14 protein-coding genes are annotated in these 17,728 nt (G+C 65.6%); 1 reads left to right on the top strand and 13 read right to left on the bottom strand.

All coding sequences use genetic code 11. The annotated features are described in order from the left end of the window. Positions 1 to 3: 3 nt before the first annotated feature. From XH91_RS16625 to XH91_RS16570, 12 genes are all read right to left on the bottom strand, one after another. Positions 4 to 846 (bottom strand): phosphatidate cytidylyltransferase, encoded by an 843-nt coding sequence (locus XH91_RS16625; RefSeq protein ID WP_128951569.1) that lies wholly within the window; start codon positions 844 to 846, stop codon positions 4 to 6. After that, positions 843 to 1,601 (bottom strand): isoprenyl transferase, encoded by a 759-nt coding sequence (locus XH91_RS16620; RefSeq protein ID WP_128951568.1) that lies wholly within the window; start codon positions 1,599 to 1,601, stop codon positions 843 to 845. Before XH91_RS16620 ends, XH91_RS16625 begins: the two co-directional genes overlap by 4 nt. 11 nt (positions 1,602 to 1,612) lie before the next feature. Further along, entirely contained in the window at positions 1,613 to 2,176 is a 564-nt protein-coding gene (frr, locus tag XH91_RS16615) for a ribosome recycling factor (protein ID WP_128951567.1), read from the bottom strand. A 66-nt stretch (positions 2,177 to 2,242) separates the two neighbouring features. Then, on the bottom strand, positions 2,243 to 2,959 hold the full coding sequence (gene pyrH, locus XH91_RS16610) for a UMP kinase (protein WP_128951566.1): 717 nt from the start codon (positions 2,957 to 2,959) through the stop codon (positions 2,243 to 2,245). Positions 2,960 to 3,019: 60 nt separating this feature from the next. After that, positions 3,020 to 3,943 (bottom strand): translation elongation factor Ts, encoded by a 924-nt coding sequence (gene tsf, locus XH91_RS16605; protein ID WP_128951565.1) that lies wholly within the window; start codon positions 3,941 to 3,943, stop codon positions 3,020 to 3,022. Positions 3,944 to 4,076: 133 nt separating this feature from the next. After that, positions 4,077 to 5,066, bottom strand: a complete 990-nt coding sequence (locus XH91_RS16600) for a 30S ribosomal protein S2 (RefSeq protein ID WP_128951564.1) — start codon at positions 5,064 to 5,066, stop codon at positions 4,077 to 4,079. 209 nt (positions 5,067 to 5,275) lie between these two features. Next, positions 5,276 to 7,711 (bottom strand): caspase family protein, encoded by a 2,436-nt coding sequence (locus XH91_RS16595; protein WP_164938331.1) that lies wholly within the window; start codon positions 7,709 to 7,711, stop codon positions 5,276 to 5,278. 168 nt (positions 7,712 to 7,879) lie between these two features. Next, on the bottom strand, positions 7,880 to 8,620 hold the full coding sequence (locus XH91_RS16590; RefSeq protein WP_128951562.1) for a carbonic anhydrase: 741 nt from the start codon (positions 8,618 to 8,620) through the stop codon (positions 7,880 to 7,882). 131 nt (positions 8,621 to 8,751) lie between these two features. After that, positions 8,752 to 9,243 (bottom strand): DUF2846 domain-containing protein, encoded by a 492-nt coding sequence (locus XH91_RS16585; protein ID WP_245470798.1) that lies wholly within the window; start codon positions 9,241 to 9,243, stop codon positions 8,752 to 8,754. 141 nt (positions 9,244 to 9,384) lie between these two features. After that, the gene (dnaE, locus tag XH91_RS16580; RefSeq protein ID WP_128951561.1) at positions 9,385 to 12,888 is read right to left on the bottom strand and encodes a DNA polymerase III subunit alpha; all 3,504 of its coding nucleotides are present in this window, start codon (positions 12,886 to 12,888) and stop codon (positions 9,385 to 9,387) included. A 463-nt stretch (positions 12,889 to 13,351) separates the two neighbouring features. Continuing rightward, positions 13,352 to 14,077: an outer membrane protein gene (locus tag XH91_RS16575; RefSeq protein WP_128951560.1), complete on the bottom strand. Its 726-nt coding sequence runs from the start codon at positions 14,075 to 14,077 to the stop codon at positions 13,352 to 13,354. A 412-nt stretch (positions 14,078 to 14,489) separates the two neighbouring features. Next, the gene (locus XH91_RS16570) at positions 14,490 to 15,239 is read right to left on the bottom strand and encodes a transglutaminase-like domain-containing protein (protein ID WP_164934095.1); all 750 of its coding nucleotides are present in this window, start codon (positions 15,237 to 15,239) and stop codon (positions 14,490 to 14,492) included. Between the two features lie 129 nt (positions 15,240 to 15,368). Here XH91_RS16570 and XH91_RS16565 point away from each other — a divergent pair, with 129 nt between their 5' ends. Beyond that, complete coding sequence (locus tag XH91_RS16565; protein WP_128951559.1) at positions 15,369 to 16,604, top strand: COG3904 family protein; 1,236 nt, start codon at positions 15,369 to 15,371, stop codon at positions 16,602 to 16,604. A 25-nt stretch (positions 16,605 to 16,629) separates the two neighbouring features. On the opposite strand, the gene XH91_RS16560 is transcribed toward XH91_RS16565, so the two are convergent. After that, on the bottom strand, positions 16,630 to 17,529 hold the full coding sequence (locus XH91_RS16560; RefSeq protein WP_430648556.1) for a dihydrodipicolinate synthase family protein: 900 nt from the start codon (positions 17,527 to 17,529) through the stop codon (positions 16,630 to 16,632). Positions 17,530 to 17,728: the final 199 nt, after the last annotated feature.

Here is a 17,728-nt window from a genome sequence, read left to right as displayed (position 1 = left end):
TCCTCACCAAACCATAAGACCGCTTCCGGCGCTATGCACACCATGGCGGAGGAAGCCGATAATCCATGCCACCAGGATGGCGGCGACAAAGCCGTCCAGACGGTCCAACAGCCCGCCATGGCCCGGAATTAAGTGACTGGAATCCTTGACGCCGAAGCGCCTTTTCACCGCGGATTCGAACAGGTCGCCCCCTTGCGAGACCACCGACAGGACGGCACTGACTGCGAGCAGTGGAACCGCCTTTCCGATGCCGAAGGCCGCAAAGCCGCCGGCAACGGCGAGGCTCGCCGCAAAGCCGCCGACCGCGCCGGCCCAGGTTTTCTTCGGGCTGACGCGCGGCCAGAGCTTCGGTCCGCCGATACCGCGGCCGGCAAAATAGCCGCCGATATCGGTCGCCCACACCACGAGCAGCACGAACATCAGCGCGGCGAAGCCGTGCACGAGGTCCTTCCGCACCAGGATCGAGGCCAGCAGCGCCGCGGATGAATAGGCAAATCCGGTCGCGGCCCAGACGAACTTGCCGCGTGCGATCAGCGTCACGATCGCGCCGCCGACACAGCCGACGATGACGGCGGTCTTGAGCGCGCCGGCGGCAACGCACAAGCCCATCATCGCGACGACGATGGTCCCTACCCCGGTCAGAGCGGTCGAGGCTGCGCCCACCACCATCAGCCATTCCGTGAACAACCCGATCGACACCAGGGTGACGAGCAGCGCCCACAGCCAGCCGCCGGCATAGGCGAGCGCGAGCGTGATCGGCGCCAGCACCAGCGCGGCGAGAACTCGCATCACCAGATTGTTCGAGGCCGGCGTCGTGCCCGCCGGTGCGGCGTCGGGTTCGCTCACGAGGCTGATTTCGCGACCAGGCCGCCAAAACGGCGCTCGCGCCTGGCGAATTCGGCGACCGCGCTTTCGAGCGCCGCCTTGTCGAAATCCGGCCAGTGGACCGGCACGAAGACGAGCTCGCTATAGGCGGCCTGCCACATCAGGAAATTGGAGAGGCGCTGCTCGCCGCTGGTGCGGATGATGAGATCGGGATCCGGAATGTCGGGCGCATCGAGATGGGCGCCGAGAGCATCGGCGTCGATCGTAGCAGGATCGCGCGTGCCGTCCGCGACTTCGCGGGCGAGCTTCTGCGCGGCCTTCGCGATCTCCTGCCGCGAGCCGTAATTGAACGCGACGACGAGCGTGAGGCGGGTGTTGTCGCGCGTCAATTCCTCGGCCTCGTTCAGGAGCGCGCAGATGTCGCCCTCGAGCCCGGCGCGCTCACCGATGATGCGCACCTTGACGCCGTCGCGATGCAGGCTCGCGAGATCGTTGCGGATGAAACGCTTGAGCAGACCGAAGAGATCGCCGATCTCGCTTGCCGGGCGCGACCAGTTCTCGGACGAGAACGAGAAGATGGTGAGATAGCGGATGCCGAGCTCGTGTGAGGCCCGCACCACACGCCGCAGCGCTTCGACGCCGCGGCGATGGCCCTCGGCCCGCGGCAGGCCGCGCGCGGCGGCCCAACGCCCGTTGCCATCCATGATGATGGCGACATGCGCGGGCACATCGGACCGATCAGGTCCGTCCGTTGCGGGCGCGGCGGCGTTGGACATGGAAAAAGGCCTTAAACGGTGAGGATTTCTTTTTCCTTGGCGGCCAGCAGCTGGTCGATCTCGGTGATGGTGCCGTCGGTGGCCTTCTGCACCTCGTCGGCGTGACGCTTCTGGTCGTCCTCCGACATCTCGTGATTCTTCTCGAGCTTCTTGAGGACATCGAGGCCGTCGCGGCGGACATGGCGCGCGGCGACCTTGGCGGCCTCGGCGTATTTGTGCGCGACCTTGACGAGTTCCTTGCGACGCTCCTCGTTGAGTTCGGGGATGCGCAGGCGCAGCACCTGGCCTTCGGTTGCCGGCGACAGGCCGAGATTGGAATCGACGATCGCCTTCTCGACGGCCTTGACCATCGACTTGTCCCAGACCTGCACCGAGATCAGGCGCGGCTCGGGCACGCTGACGGTGGCGAGCTGATTGAGGGGCATGTGGCTGCCATAGGCGTCGACCTGCACCGGATCGAGCATCGAGGCCGATGCACGGCCCGTCCGAAGGCCGCCAAGTTCGTGCTTGAGCGATGCGACCGCGCCCTGCATGCGGCGCTTCACTTCGTTGAGGTCGAAATTACCCGTGGCCATCACGTTTCTCCTTCAATAGTCCGGCGCCCCCATCGCGCCCCTGCTTCGGAGCGCCCAGACGGGCCGTCAGCCGGCGACGACAGTCCCGTGGCCGATGCCGCGCAGAATCGCGCCGATCGAACCGGGCTCCGCGATCGAAAATACGATGATAGGCAGCGACGTCTCGCGGGCAAGTGCGAAGGCAGTCGCATCCATCACCTTGTAGCCGCCCTCGATCGCCTGCGAATGTGTCAACCGGTCGAACCGCTTGGCCGAGGGATCCTGCTTCGGATCGGCCGAGTAGACCCCGTCGACATTGGTGGCCTTCAGCACCGCCTCGGCGCCGATCTCGGCGGCGCGCAGCACGGCGGTCGTGTCCGTGGTGAAGTACGGATTGCCGGTGCCGCCACCGAGCACGATGATTCGACCCTCCGCGAGGTATTTGTGCGCCGCGGTGCGCGTGAACAGCTCGGAAATCTCGGGCATCACAAACGCCGACAGCGTCCGCGCCGGCGTGCCCTTGCGCTCGATGGTCGCCTCCAGCGCGAGGCAGTTCATCATGGTGGCAAGCATGCCCATGGTGTCGCCGGTCGTGCGCGACACGCCGCGCGAGGAGACCTCGACGCCGCGAAAGATATTGCCGCCGCCGATCACGACCGCCACCTCGCATCCGAGCTGGCGGGCCGCGATCAGATCGTCGGCAACCCGGTCCATGGTCGGCTGATCGATGCCAAAGCCTTGCTGTCCTGCGAGATATTCGCCGGACAGCTTGATCACGACGCGACGATAGACCGGATCAGTCATGAGCACTTTCCTCGTCCGGGCGCCGCTTCCGGCGGCACGCCGGAAGGAACGTTCCGGCGCTTACTTCTTGCCGCTGGCCGCCGCGACCTCAGCCGCGAAGTCCGATTCCTGCTTCTCGATTCCCTCACCGAGAGCATAACGCACGAAGCCCGCGATCTTCACGGCGCCGCCGACCTTGCCTTCGGCTTCCTTCACCGCCTGCGCCACCGACTTGCCGGTGTCGTGGATGAAGGCCTGCTCGAGCAGGCAGACTTCCTTGTAGTAGGTCTTCAGGCCGGACTCGACGATCTTCTCGATCACGTTCTCCGGCTTGCCCTGCTGGCGATACTTGTCGGCGAGCACGTCCTTCTCGCGCTTGACGACGGCCGGATCGAGACCGGACGGGTCGAGCGCAAGCGGGTTGGCGGCCGCGACATGCATCGCGATCTGGCGGCCGAGGCTTGCGAGCTCGTCGGCCTTGCCGGGCGATTCCAGCGCGACGATCACGCCCATCTTGCCGGCGCCGTCGACGACCGCGCCATGGACATAGCTCGACACCACGCCCTGGCTCACTTCGAGGGAGGCCGCGCGGCGCAGCGTCATGTTCTCGCCGATGGTTGCGATCGCGTCGTTGATCGCGGCTTCCACCGTGACGTCGCCGACCTTGGCGGCCTTGATCTTCTCGACGTCGGCGCCGGTGTCGAACGCGACCTGGGCGATCATCTTGACCAGGCCCTGGAACTGGCCGTTACGCGCAACGAAGTCGGTCTCGGAGTTGACCTCGACCACGACACCCTTGTTGCCCTTGGTGAGCGCGCCGATGAGGCCCTCGGCCGCGACGCGGCCCGACTTCTTGGCGGCCTTGGACAGGCCCTTCTTGCGCAGCCAGTCCTGCGCCGCTTCCATGTTGCCGTCGTTCTCGGTCAGCGCGGCCTTGCAGTCCATCATGCCTGCGCCGGTGGACTCGCGCAGATCCTTGACCATCGCAGCAGTGATCGTTGCCATCGTTGAAAATCCTTCTTGCCTGCCGGTTTGCCGCGGCGTGGCTCCAATTGCCCCGCCGCGGTCCATCTCAGGAATTCGCGTCAACTGAATGAAATGGTGGCCGGATCCGGTCCGGCCAACCCAGCCGTTTTGACTATTCCGCTTCCGCGGTCAGCGCCTTGGCCTTGGCCACCCAGGCATCGGCACGGCTCGGCAGACCGACTTCTTCGCCGATCGTGTGCGCGGTGTCGTGGTCGAGCTCGGCCAGCTGCCAGTAGTGGAAGATGCCGAGGTCGTTGAACTTCTTCTCGATCGCACCCGACACGCCCGGGAGCTTCTTGAGGTCGTCGGCGGTGCCGCGCGGACCGGCAAGGCCCTGGAAGCCAGCCGTCGAGGGCAGCTCTTCGGTGACCGGACGAACCGAAGCACCGACGTCGATGCCGGAATCGCCCTGGGCACGTCCGATGCCGTCGATTGCGGCACGCGCGATCAGGTCGCAATAGAGCGAGATCGCGCGGCCGGCGTCGTCATTGCCCGGCACCACATAGGTGATGCCCTTCGGATCCGAATTGGTGTCGACGATCGCGGCGACCGGGATGTTGAGCCGCTGGGCTTCCTGGATCGCGATGTCTTCCTTGTTGGTGTCGATCACGAAGATCATGTCGGGCAGACCGCCCATGTCCTTGATGCCACCAAGCGAGCGATCGAGCTTGTCGCGCTCGCGCTGGAGCGTCAGGCGCTCCTTCTTGGTGTAGGAACTGGCATCGCCGCTGGCCAGCACTTCGTCGAGATGACGCAGGCGCTTGATCGAGGCCGAGATCGTCTTCCAGTTGGTCAGCGTGCCGCCGAGCCAGCGCGAATTGACGAAATACTGCGCGCAACGCTTGGCAGCGTCGGCGACGCCGTCCTGCGCCTGGCGCTTGGTGCCGACGAACAGGATGCGGCCGCCCTTGGCAACCGTGTCGCTGACGGCCTGAAGGGCGCTGTGCAGCAACGGCACGGTCTGGGCGAGGTCGACGATGTGGATGTTGTTACGGGTGCCGAAAATGAACGGAGCCATTTTCGGATTCCAGCGGTGCGACTGGTGACCAAAGTGCACGCCAGCTTCGAGCAGCTGACGCATAGTGAAATCGGGTAGTGCCATCGTTTCAATTCTCCGGTTGGTTCCTCCGGAAGCGTGTGAGCAAAACAGAGCGATGTCGCCCCGGCTGCCACCGGACGGCCTTGTGAGCCATGCTTCCGTGTGAGATGGCGCGCTATATAGCGCCATTTCGGCCAGAAGCAAGGAAATAAGGGCCTTTCGGGGCTTTTACCGCCCCCGAAAGGCCCTTTCCGCGATTTCCGCCCTGCCCGCTAGCACTTGGGCTGATTGGGTGGGCATTTTTTCGGCGCCGGAGCCGCAGGGCGCGGTGGCGGCGGGGCCGGACGCGGCGGCGGGGCGACGGCCACCCGGGGCGGCGGTGGCGGCGCCGGCCGGGCCACTGGCGGCGGCGCGGGTCGAGGAGCCGCGGCGACCGGCGGGCGTGGGGGTGGCGGCGCAGCCGCCCGCGGCGGAGGCGGCGGAGCGACCCGCGGCGGAGGCGGAGGCGCCGGCCTTGCGACTGCCTGCGGGCGTGGCGGCACCGGCGGCGTCCTCGTGACCTGCGCGGGCGCTGGCGTTGCAGGCCGCAGACCTTGCGGCTTGATCGGCTCCCGCGCCGCGACTGGCGGCGAAGGAGGCGACGTCGGCTTCCCGTTGGTCACGTTCGTCGTGGTCACAGGCGGGTTTGTCGCGGTCGCAGCCGGCTTGCCCGCCGGAGTCGTGGTCGGCGGCGTGACTGGCGGCTCATGCGCCAGTGATTTGGCGTGCGGATCCGGCCTGCCCGTCGGCGGTGTTTGCGCCACGGGCGGCTTGGAGGCCGGCGTTGTTGTGGCGTTGGCCGGCGCGGTCGTGGTGGTGGGCGCGGTCGCCGTAGCGGGATGGGCCGGCGGCTGGCCACTGGCGGGCGCATTTGCCGTGGGCGCCAGCTTGCCGTTGGGGGCCTGGGGTGCACCGGCAGGTGCGGCCGGCCCGTTCTGGAAGCCCGGCAGCGCATGGCCGGGCGCCGTCGGCGCTGCCGGCTGGGTGGCCGTAGCCGGCGTCGCGTGAACCTGCATCACCTTCATCGCCGCCGGCTTTGCCGTGGGGTTGCTGACGAGCGCCTGCTGGCTCGGCTTGAGCGGCTGGGTCGGATTGGCCTGGATCTGTTGCGCCTGCTGCTTCACGGCCGTCGGCACCTGCGTCAACCCGCTCGGCTTTCCGGGTCCGTTCGCGGCAACAGCTGCCGCTGCGGCTGTATTGCCGGCCGGCAGCGCGGCCGGCGGCTGGTTGATCACGGTGTTGATGACCGTGGTGTTATGGATGTTGTTCACGATGATGTTGTTCGGCGGCGGCGCGACATAGACCGGCGGATTGTAGAATGCCGGGATCGGCACGAAGACCGGCTGCGGCAGCACGAACAGGCCGACCACGGGGAGCGGCGGCGGCAGCACCACGAAGTCAGGCGGCGGCGGCGGGCAGAAATAGACCGGCGGCGGTGGCGGCGGGACGAAGCCAAAATCGGGGTCGCTGAAATAGAGCACCGGACGGTCGACATAGACCACCTCCTCCGGCGGCGGTGGCGGCACGTCATAGTCCATCATCGCGAAGGTCGGCGGCGGCTCGAGCGGTGCGGTCAGGATCGCGAGCCTGCGCCGTGCATCGCCCGCATGCGGCCCGCGCGGATAGCGGCGCAGATACGACCAATAGGCATCAGGCGTGTCGGCGCGATAGGTCCGCCGCCAGGTGATCGCCTCGCGGCGCGCCGCGACGATCGCCATCACGCGCTTGGCCAGGGGATCGCCGGGATAGGCTGCGAGAAAATCCTCATAGGCCGGCAGCGTGTCGCGCTCGAGCGCCGCGGCGTAGGCATCCTGCACGCCGAGATCGCGGATCGGCTTGTTGCGGATCGCGGCAACCTGATCGGGCGCAGCCGCCGGCGGCGGGGCATCGGGGGCGCGATCGAAGAAGCTGAACTGCGCGGAGATCTTCTGGTCGTCCCACGGCACCTGCGCGCCTTTCGAGGACTCGTTGACGCGCAGGCGGACGCGATCGAACACCTCCGGCAACGACAGGCCGCCGGTGCGGATCATCTCGGCGAGCGACTGCGCATAGATGCCGTAGGGCCCCGGCTCCTCGGGAGCCACCGTGCCGGGCGCCGCATTGAAGGCGATCAGCATGTTGGGATCAGGCTCGACCAGCGCCAGCCCGCTCGCGATCGGCTGCTGTCCGCCCTCGACGAAGGGCTGCGCGCGCGCGGCGTCGAGCACGATGATGTTGGCCTTGAGCGGGATGGCGGCAAGCTGGCGCGCATAGTCGCTGACGCGCAGCGCCTCGGTCGGAATGTCGGTGTCCCGGGTGATGTTGGAATCGACCGGGATGAAATAGTTCTCGCCGGCCAGCTGCACGCCATAGCCGGACAGGTAGATCATCGCGACGGTGCCGGGTCCCGAAGCCTGCGCCTTCTGGATGAAGTCGCGCAGGCTCTTGCGCAGCGTGTCACCGTCGAGATCGCGCGCGCCGACCACGTCGAAGCCCGCGGCCTGCAGCGTCTGCGCGATCAGGCCGGCATCGTTGGCGGTGGTCGCCAGCGGCGACTTGGAATAGGCGCCGTTGCCGACCACGAGGGCGATGCGCTTTTCCTGCTGCTGCGCGCGCGCAGGCTCAACCACGCCTGCAACGAGCAGGATCGGCAGAAGGAAGCAGAGGAAGACCTTGTGTGTCCCGCGCATGGCTTGCTTGCTCATTATTGTATTGTTGTTGAGTGTCCACCACGCATGAGACGCGCGGCCGGCTGAACGGCACTTGAACGAAAGGCTCGGATTGAGGCAGCGGCATGGCACCAGCCGATCTCAACAGATCGCGTCAGCTGAGCGTAAGCTTCCGCCTTTGCCTCAGCCCTAGCCTTGCGCGATCAAATCTACTGTTCCCGTCGAGAGCCGGTAGATGCCGCCTGCTATCTTCAGCTTGCCCTGCTCCACGGCCGCGTTGAGGATCGGCGCCGCCGCCTTCAGCTTCGCGACATTGTCGATCACGTTCTGGCGGATCGCCTTGTCGAGCACTTCTCCGCCCTGCTGCATCGCGGCCTTCGCAGATGGCGCAATCGCATCGACCAGCGAGGGGATATGTCCCGGCGGCGGCTTGTCGTCCTTGATTGCCTTCAGCGTCGCATCGACCGCACCGCAAGCGTCATGGCCGAGCACGAGGATCAGCGGCGTGTTGAGCACCGCGACCGCGTATTCCAAGCTGGCGATGGTCTCGGTGCCGGCAAAATTGCCGGCGACACGACAGACGAAGAGATCGCCGCGGCCGGTGTCGAAGGCGTATTCCGGCGCAATGCGCGAGTCGGCGCAGCTCAGCACCGCCGCAAACGGATTCTGCCCGCCCGCCAGCGCCTCTCGCTCGTGCTTGAAATCGTGACGCCGCGTGACGCCGTCGACGTAGCGCGCATTGCCCTGCATGAGCCGCTTCAGCGCCGCGTCCGGCGACAGCACGTTCTGCGGCTTGGGCGGCGCCTTGTGCTCCTTGGCGATCGCACGATCGGCGAAGACGAGGCTCAAGGCGGAGGCGGCAAGCAGCATCGCGGATCGTCGCGATGGCGGGTTTCTCTCATGCGCGGATTCAGAGCACCTGTCACACATCACGTTCCCTCCCGGCGCAACGAACGCGTCTTCGCAAGCGCGCCGCATCGCAACGATCATACCCGCAATGTCGTGACGAGACCACAGGATCGTCCGCAGCGCACCAGCCATCGCGCGCGGTCAGCGCCTGCCTACTCGGCCAACTTGAGCTCCGCGATGGTCGTCCTTGCTGCCTGTTCGTCCAGCGGCAAGAAATCCAGCGGCCCTTGATTCTTGTAACCGGACGTCATCGCCAGCGTGAGGCCCCAACCGAGCAAGCCGGTACTCGCGTTCGCGATCATGGCACTCTTGCGCTCGCTCATCCGCGTCACGAAGAATACGGTCTGACCGGATTGAGCGGAGAAATCCACCCGCGTGACGCCGAGCGCCGCCTCTTCCGCCATGAACTGGTGTTGGCCCGCCGGACGATCGACATAGACGTATGTCCCGGTCTTCAAGCCCTTGACCGGCGTGCCGTCCAGGGAAAACGCCCAGTCGGGATCGCCAATGCCGCCATATCCCTTCTCGCGAAACACGACGACGCGCGCCTGCCCGGCCTTGGGCGGCCCGATCCTGCGCACCGTCTCCGAATAATCGAGCCCACTCCTCGCCGTCTCACAGCCGCACAGCAACGCTGCAGCCATGAGCAACACCAGCCCACGCAGTAACATCACGCCCCCGAATATTCCCCGGGAGCAGACTAGCTGACATCAGCGGCAGGTTGCAACAAGCCCGGCACGTCTACCGTGCAAAACATGCAATCGGCCGCAACATCGTGCGTGTTGCTAGATCTGCTGCACGTCCACCACGCCGGCCACCGCCTTGATCGCGCCGGCGATCTGCGGCGAGACCTTGAAGCGGCCGGGCAGCTTCATCTCCACCTCGGTCTCGAGGTCGAGCATCATCACCAGCGAGACCTCGCCGTCGCCATTGGAGCGCGGCGCGATGCCGGGGCTGCCGATCTTCGGTGCGGCGCCATTCGCAGCCGCGGCCTCGGGGCCGGCCAGACGCTTGGCGATGGAGTCGAGCGGCTTGGTGTCGCGCACGAAGATGCGCAGGCCCTTCTGTGTCTTGGCGGCGGCGTCGTCGAGCGGCTCGGCATGCAGTACGCGGGCGCGGACGTCCTCGCCCTGCAATTCGGCACCGAGCTGGAGCAGCACGGCCGCGCCCGGCTCCAGCACGTCGCGATATTGCGCAAGGCCTTCGGAGAACAGCACCGCCTCGAAATGACCCGTGGGGTCGGACAGCCCCATGATGCCCATCTTGTTGCCGGTCTTGGTGCGCCGCTCCATGCGCGACACCACTGTCGCCGCGACCTTGCCGGCGGTGGCGCCGGTTTTCACGGCGCGCGAGAATTCCGCCCAGCTCTGCACCCGCAGCCGCTTCAAGACGGTGGCGTAATCGTCGAGCGGATGGCCCGACAGGAAGAAGCCGACGGCGTCGTATTCGCGGCGGAGTTTTTCGGCCGGCAGCCACGGCTCGATCTGCGGCAGCATGATGGTCGGCGCGTCCGCGGACATGCCGAACATGTCGTTCTGGCCGATGGTCTCGGCCTGATGCGCGCGCTGGCAAGCGGCCAGGATCGAATCCGCACCGGCAAAGACGCGAGCGCGGTTCGGCTCCAGCGTGTCGAAGGCGCCGGCCGCGGCCAGACTCTCGATGATGCGCTTGTTGATCGCGCGCGGATTGACGCGCGCGGCAAAGTCGGCGAGCGAGGTGAAGAGGCCCCGCTTGGTCCGCTCCTCGATGATCTGCTCGATCGCCTGGATGCCGACGCCCTTGAGCGCGGCGAGCGCGTAATAGATGACCTTGTCGCCGACCTCGAAGGTCGCGCCGGAGCGGTTGATGTTCGGCGGCTCGACCTTGATGCCGAGGCGCTGCGCCTCGGAGCGGAATTCCGACAGCTTGTCGGTATTGTTGAGATCGAGCGTCATCGACGCTGCGATGAACTCCACCGGATAATGCGCCTTCATATAGGCGGTGTGATAGGACACCAGGGCGTAAGCCGCCGCGTGGCTCTTGTTGAAGCCGTAGTCGGCGAACTTGGCGAGCAATTCGAAGATGGTCTCGGCCTGCCCCTTCGGCACGCCGTTCTTCACCGCGCCCGCGACGAAGATGTCGCGCTGCTTGTCCATCTCGGCGCGGATCTTCTTGCCCATGGCGCGGCGCAGAAGGTCGGCATCGCCGAGCGAATAGCCCGACATCACCTGCGCGATCTGCATCACCTGTTCCTGATAGATGATGACCCCGAAAGTCTCCTTCAGGATCGGCTCGAGCACGGGGTGCAGATATTCCGGCTCCTCGTCGCCGTGCTTGCGCGCGCAATAGGTCGGGATGTTCGCCATCGGACCCGGACGATACAGCGCGACCAGCGCGATGATGTCCTCGAAACGGTCCGGCCGCATGTCGACCAGCGCGCGCCGCATGCCCTGGCTTTCAACCTGGAACACGCCGACCACCTCGCCGCGCGCCAGCATCTGGTAGCTCTCGGTATCGTCGATCGGCAGCGTGGCGAGATCGACATGGATGTCGCGCGGCTTGAGCAGCTTGCAGGCGACGTCGAGCACGGTCAGCGTCTTGAGGCCGAGGAAGTCGAACTTCACGAGGCCCGCCGGCTCGACCCATTTCATGTTGAACTGGGTCACCGGCATGTCGGATTTGGGATCGCGGTAGAGCGGCACGAGTTCGCTCAAGGGACGATCGCCGATCACGATGCCGGCCGCGTGGGTCGAGGCGTGCCGGGTCAAACCTTCGAGGCGCTGGGCGATGTCGAAGGCGCGCGCCACGATCGGATCTTCATCGCGGAAGGCCTGGAGCTTCGGCTCGCTCTCGATCGCGGCCGCCAGCGTCACCGGCGCGGCCGGATTCTGCGGCACCAGCTTGGTGAGCTTGTCGACCTGACCGTAGGGCATCTGCAGCACGCGGCCGACGTCGCGCAGCACGCCGCGCGCCTGCAGCGTACCGAAGGTGATGATCTGCGCGACCTGGTCGCGGCCGTAGCGGTCCTGCACGTATCTGATCACCTCGCCGCGGCGATCCTGGCAGAAGTCGATGTCGAAGTCCGGCATCGAGACGCGCTCGGGATTGAGGAAGCGCTCGAACAGCAGGCCGAACTTGATCGGATCGAGGTCGGTGATGGTCAGCGCCCACGCGACCAGCGAGCCGGCGCCGGAGCCGCGGCCCGGCCCGACCGGGATGCCCTGGCTCTTCGCCCATTTGATGAAGTCGGACACGATCAGGAAGTAGCCCGCGTACTTCATGCGCATGATGACGTCGAGCTCGAACGCCAGGCGCTTGTCGTAATCTTCTTCGGTGGTGCCCTGCGACAGGCCGTGCACGCGCAGGCGGTTGGCGAGCCCCTCCTCCGCCTGCCGCTTCAGTTCGGCCGCCTCGACCGCGGCCGCATCCGTGCTTGCCGCGGCACCGACGGTGAAGAACGGCAGAATCGGCTTGCGCGTCATCGGGCGGAAAGAGCAGCGCTCGGCAATCTCCACCGTCGAGGCCAGCGCCTCCGGAATGTCGGCGAACAGCACCGCCATCTCGGCGCGTGTCTTGAAGCGGTGATCGGGCGTCAACTGCTCGCGCTCGGTCTCGGCGATCAGCCGGCCGCCGGCGATGCACAGCAGCGCATCATGCGCCTCGTAATCGTCGTTCGAGGCGAAATACGGCTCGTTGGTCGCGACCAGCGGCAGGCCTTTGGCATAGGCGATGTCGATCAGCCCGCTCTCGATCCGCCGTTCCTTGTCGATGTTGTGGCGCTGCATCTCGACATAGAGGCGATCGCCGAACAGGCCGGCGAGACGCTCGCAGCGCGCGGCTGCGACCTCGGCCTGCCCCGCGGCCAGCGCGAGCGAGATCGGTCCGTCAGGGCCGCCGGTCAGCGCGATCAGGCCTTCGGTCTCGCCGTCGAACCAGTCGAACTTGATGAACGGCGCGTGGCTATCGGGCGACTCGAGGAACGCGCGCGAGTTCAGCCGCATCAGGCTGCGATAGCCGCGCTCCTGGGCTGCCAGCAGCACCACGCGCGAAGGCGGCAGCGCGTTGCGCGCGTTGGGATCCTGGTCGCCGAAATCGACCGCGAGCTCCAGGCCGACGATCGGCTGGATGCCGTACCCGGCCATCTTGTCGGAGAATTCGAGCGCACCGAACAGATTGTCGGTGTCGGTCAGCGCCAGCGCAGGCTGGTGGTCTTTCTTCGCGAGCTCGCCGAGCTTGGCGATCTTGATCGAGCCCTTGAGCAGCGAATAGGCCGAGTGAACGTGAAGGTGGACAAATCCGGCGCTCGGCATGGTCGCGTAACGGCCTCTTGCAGATGGGTTGGGGCGGTCGCCGGCGTCGGATCATCATCCAATCGCCATTGGAGTGCCCTTGCCGACTCGCCTCGCAATGGTGGGGGCTCGCCGCGCCAGAGTCCACGCCAGAGGGGCCGATCCGCCGCCTCATCCCGCTTTTCCCCAAGGGGGTGGGCACTAAAGCTGCGGAATGACCTGGGCCCAGATTGCGATCATCCCGACGAACAGCGCGATCGACGTCAGTGCAGCGGCTTCTTCGACGAAAATCCTGAACATGGCTTGCTCCATCACCAGAACGTATGAGGAACATTGTTCTCATTTCGTTCTCGGGAGTCAAGCAAACTCGGCCGCTTCAAAATGAAATGGTTAACTCGCTGAATTCGCGCAACAAAAAGCCCCGGCGCAAGGCCGGGGCTCTCGTCAGTCGCTCTTCCCGAAGCGACTCTTCTCGGTACCTTGCTCAGTACTTGGCGATCACAGGGCCGCCGAACTTGTAGTTCAGGCGGACGAGGCCCATGTCGACGTCCTGACGGATGCGATCGGTCTTCAGGCCGGCGAAGGTGACGTCCTTGTCCGACAGGAAGATGTGGTTGTACTCGACGCCAACCGACCAGTTCGGAGCGAAGCCGAATTCGAGGCCGGCGCCAACCGTGCCGCCCCAGCGGGTGTCGCTGTTCGAACCGAGCGAAGCTCCGGTCGCGGTGCTGAACACTTCGTTCTTGACGCCGACGACGGCCGCACCGCCCTTGGCGTAAACGAGAACGTTGTTCCAGGCGTAACCGACCTGACCGGTGATCAGACCGAACGAGTCGATCTTGGTGCGGTTGCGCTGAGCGAGCAGAGCGCTGGTGTTGTCGCCGGTGAAGTCGGCCCAGTTGCCCTGACCTTCGAGGCCGAACACCCACTGGCCGGACTGCACGCGATAGCCGACCTGACCACCGACGGTGCCGCCCGTGGCGTTGTGGGAACCTTCGCCGCCAACCAGCGGAGCGGTCTGATCCCAGCTCGAATGAGCGGAAGCGCCGCCGCCGTTGATGCCGATGTAGAAGCCGCTCCAGTCATAGACCGTGGCGATCATCGCCGGCGCCTTGGTGTAAGGACGCGCAGCGAGGTCAGCAGCCAGCGCCGGCGCAGTCGCGCTGATCGCGACGAGGCTCACAGCAGCGAGCAACAAATTCTTGTTCATTTGAATCCCGTTCCAGTTTCGTCGTTAGGCCCCCGGGCCGTGGCGCCGTCATAACAGCGATCAACGGAATTGCTGTAACTCCGACGCAACAGTTCGCTCCAAAGGGTCCCGCTTCATTCACGAGTGTTGAGCACCGCGTGCGCGGAAACCCTTTGAAACAAGAGTTTTCCGCGATTTCAGCATCGGCCGCGCGCATGGCATCGGGAACCTGTGCAACGACGCCACACGCACGATTCTGTGATTGAAAAACAGCCGAGCGTTTTCCCTCCGCATTGCCGCCACATTCTCACCCGCGATCGCCACATTTGCGTTTGCTTCACGCAAGCGCGGGGCGTGATGCGATTCTCTTATTGCCAAGGTGGAACATTCAAGGACGGCGCAATCAGAGCCGCCCTCTCCTCACCGCGTTGCGTCAGATCATCACAGAGCGACAAGGCGGCTTCATCCAACCGAAGATGCGGATCGCGCGCGGTGCGCCAGGTATCCCATGGCGAGGTCTCGCGCTTGGCGAGCGCGAGCAGATCGCGCGCAAGGTTGACGCGCGCAAGAACAGACCGGTCCCCGACCCGTGACCTAGATGCGCAGGATCCATCGCGCCGGATCGGCACCGCCTCCAGGCCTCGATGCCGGTGACGAACGCCGTGCGCGGCACGTCGATTGGCTCGAAATCGATTCCGAGACCCTCGCGATGCGGCTCGTCGATCTCGGCATCGACCAGGACCCAGCGCTGCTGATCCCGCGCCCAATATTCGCACACCCAGTGATCGTGATAGGGGTGGCCGGCAAAGTACGTTGCGAAACCGCAGCGGACGCGGGCGGGCACGCCATGCTGGCGCAGCACCGCGCACAACATCAGCGCAAAGTCCCGGCACGTCGCCAAGGCGCGGCACTCGCCTGCCCTCGCATGTGTCAGCGGCCGCGGATCGATCGCCAGAAGCTGATCCAGACGTTCGGACACCGGCAACGTGGCACGGCTCTGACCGGAGAACGCGGCGGTGTCGAATCCCTGTCTCTCGATCCAGGCCTCGTGGATCAGCAGCCCCTGCAAGATGCGGCACAGCGCCGGAATGTCCGGCGGCAAGGCGCTGATCGACTTCACATGAGCACGGGGATCGCTGAGCGTGCTGTGGCTGGCGTAATCGTCGAGCATCGCAAAGTTCACTCATCGGAGCCTGTCCAGAACGCGGCACAATAAGCTTGCGGCGCTCCGACGTGCCACTAAAAGTTGTAGCGGACCTGATCGTCCTGTAACGTCGGTTCACATCGGTCATCACATCGGCTCACTTATTCCATGCTTGCCCGCGTTCTGCTCCTATTGGCCTGCCTGACGATCCCCAGCGCATTGCGCGCAGAGCAGACGGCGGCCGAGAAAGCCGGATTTGCCTCCAATCTGACGATCTATCTTGCCAAAGGGGCACCCGGCGCGTGCGGGCCGGGCTGCGACCGCTGGATCGCCATCGAAGGCGAGATCGACGGAAATGCGGCCTCGCGCGTTCGCCGCTTCCTCGCCGGCGTCAAGGACACGCAGCGTCCGATCTACCTGCATTCGCCCGGCGGCAACGTCGAGCAATCCTATGTCATCGGGCGGCTCCTGCGCAGCCGCAAGGCGGTCGCCCGCGTCGGCCAGACGATTGCATCAGCGTGTGCCGCGGGCACGCAGATCGACGCCGCCTGCCTGAAGGCGAAGAACGCGGGCGGCGAGATCGAGGCCGAGCTCACCACCTATCGTGCGATGTGCAACTCGGCCTGCGGCTACCTGTTTCTCGGTGCGACGTCGCGCGAAGTGGCCCCTGATGCCGCGCTGGCGGTGCATGATTCCAGGCTCGTCTTCGCGATTCACGGCCATCCGCCCGAGGCACTGCTCGCAGAATTCAAGCGGCGTCGGACCGCAAGCGCCGACCGCGAGCGGACGGCCTATATCGCGGCGATGGGGATCAGCCGCGAACTTGACGGTCTGATCCGCACCGTGAAGTTCGAAGACCTCCATCTGCTGACGCGCGCCGAGCTCTACAGGTTCGGCATCGACACGCGTCCCGTCGCCGAGACCCTGTGGCGGCTGGAGAAAGCAACCCGGCCATACATCAGAAAGGTCGCAGCGCTCAGAGGCGAGAACGGCCCATCGTTCCGAACCATGGAATGGCGTCTGTATTGCGACATCAAGAACCGCGTGCCGCTGATGTTCGCGGCCGAGATCGACGAAGCGGCGACCGGGCAGCACACCATCGTGATGGCGGCGGACGCTGCCCCCACCGAGGAAGCCGGAGGACGTCCGGTGCTTTCAGGCAAATACGAAGTCTGGAGCGGCTCGCTCGATTTCGGCAAGTTCAGGGCGATCATGGCGTCCCGCGCGCTGCACGTCCGGGAGACCACGCAGAAGCCGGATGACACCGCAGACACGGCAAAGTTCGACATCGACACCACGGGCCTGCCGTCGGCCTGGACGCAGCTCGAGGAATTATGCCCGCCGCCGACGGCCGCCCCAAAGAGCCCCTGGCCATCGGTTCCGCCGCCAGGTCGCGGCAGCTAAGCCGGCGCGTCCCTGTGCTTCGCGCTCAGCTCGCCGCCGCGATCCTCGCGCGGAACGACTCCTGTCCCTCGACGATCTTGTCGATCAGCGCATCCAGCGCCCAGAACCGCTCGCTGATGTCGAAGTCGACCGCCCGGCTCGCGATGCAGGAAAAGGTGCCGAGCCGCTGGTGATAGAGTTTTGCCAATTTCGGATAGCCCATCGGCTCCGCCATCGCGGCAAGCGCCAGATACACCGAAAGCTCGTTCGCAAGCTGCGCATGCTTCTGGTGCCGTGTCAGCAGCCATTTGTAGAGATCGGGGTGGAAGTTCGTGAACACGCCGGTGAAGCCGAGAGCACCCGACTTCATCGCGTCGAAGGCGATCGCCGCGTTGGCGTTGACGATGGTCAGCGGCGAGCCGCTGGTCAGCCTGACCCGGCGCTGCACGGTCGGCAGATCGCACGAGACGTCCTTCAGAATCGCAAAGCGGCCGCTGTCGGCGCAAAAGGCCAGCTCGTCGTCGGAGAGCAGCCGGCGGAACGGCGCCGGGCACTCATAGAGGCCGAGCGTCATGTCCTTGGGGAGTCGGTCGAGCAGCCAGGTGAGATTGTCGGTGAAATCAGTCCCCGCCGGATCGCGCGAGGCAAGCCGGTTCGTCACCAGCACCAATCCGTCGACGCCAGTCTTCGCGATCGACGAGAGCTCCGTGAGCTGGTCTTCCCTGGAATCGCTGACATGGCCGGAGGCGATGACCGGAAGACGGCCGGCCGCGGTTTTGGCAACGAAGCGCGCCAGCGCGACGCGTTCGTCCAGCGTCAAGAACTGCATCTCGCTCGACTGGGCCACCGCGAACAGCGCGTCGGCACCGCCTGCGATATACCATTCGATCAGCCGTTCGAGGCCGGAATAATCGATCGTGTTCGCTTCGGTGAACGGCGTCAGCATCACGGGAATGATGCCTTTGAGGGCGATGGGCACAGGCAAGCTCCAACGAGTGGCTAATGTCACTGGAACCTACTTCGAATCCTCATCGTTTCGCAAAGAGGTTCGGCGGACCAATGGGATGACCCTGTCGCGCTATTCGTCCCTCCTGCATCGCCATTCGTCACCGGTCGCTCATCTTCATCACGTTGCACGCTCCATT

It is taken from the genome of Bradyrhizobium guangzhouense, from assembly GCF_004114955.1.
Lineage (GTDB): Bacteria > Pseudomonadota > Alphaproteobacteria > Rhizobiales > Xanthobacteraceae > Bradyrhizobium > Bradyrhizobium guangzhouense.
This window is presented reverse-complemented; position numbering and strand designations above follow the sequence as displayed.

Excerpts from the sequence above, each read along its gene's own strand:
- XH91_RS16575 (WP_128951560.1), bottom strand. The coding sequence starts at position 14,077 with ATGAACAAGAATTTGTTGCTCGCTGCTGTGAGCCTCGTCGCGATCAGC.
- XH91_RS16585 (WP_245470798.1), bottom strand. The coding sequence starts at position 9,243 with ATGGCTGCAGCGTTGCTGTGCGGCTGTGAGACGGCGAGGAGTGGGCTC.
- tsf (WP_128951565.1), bottom strand. The coding sequence starts at position 3,943 with ATGGCAACGATCACTGCTGCGATGGTCAAGGATCTGCGCGAGTCCACC.
- dnaE (WP_128951561.1), bottom strand. The coding sequence starts at position 12,888 with ATGCCGAGCGCCGGATTTGTCCACCTTCACGTTCACTCGGCCTATTCG.
- frr (WP_128951567.1), bottom strand. The coding sequence starts at position 2,176 with ATGGCCACGGGTAATTTCGACCTCAACGAAGTGAAGCGCCGCATGCAG.
- XH91_RS16595 (WP_164938331.1), bottom strand. The coding sequence starts at position 7,711 with ATGCGCGGGACACACAAGGTCTTCCTCTGCTTCCTTCTGCCGATCCTG.
- XH91_RS16590 (WP_128951562.1), bottom strand. The coding sequence starts at position 8,620 with ATGTGTGACAGGTGCTCTGAATCCGCGCATGAGAGAAACCCGCCATCG.
- XH91_RS16565 (WP_128951559.1), top strand. The coding sequence starts at position 15,369 with ATGCTTGCCCGCGTTCTGCTCCTATTGGCCTGCCTGACGATCCCCAGC.
- XH91_RS16560 (WP_430648556.1), bottom strand. The coding sequence starts at position 17,529 with ATGCTGACGCCGTTCACCGAAGCGAACACGATCGATTATTCCGGCCTC.
- XH91_RS16600 (WP_128951564.1), bottom strand. The coding sequence starts at position 5,066 with ATGGCACTACCCGATTTCACTATGCGTCAGCTGCTCGAAGCTGGCGTG.
- pyrH (WP_128951566.1), bottom strand. The coding sequence starts at position 2,959 with ATGACTGATCCGGTCTATCGTCGCGTCGTGATCAAGCTGTCCGGCGAA.
- XH91_RS16620 (WP_128951568.1), bottom strand. The coding sequence starts at position 1,601 with ATGTCCAACGCCGCCGCGCCCGCAACGGACGGACCTGATCGGTCCGAT.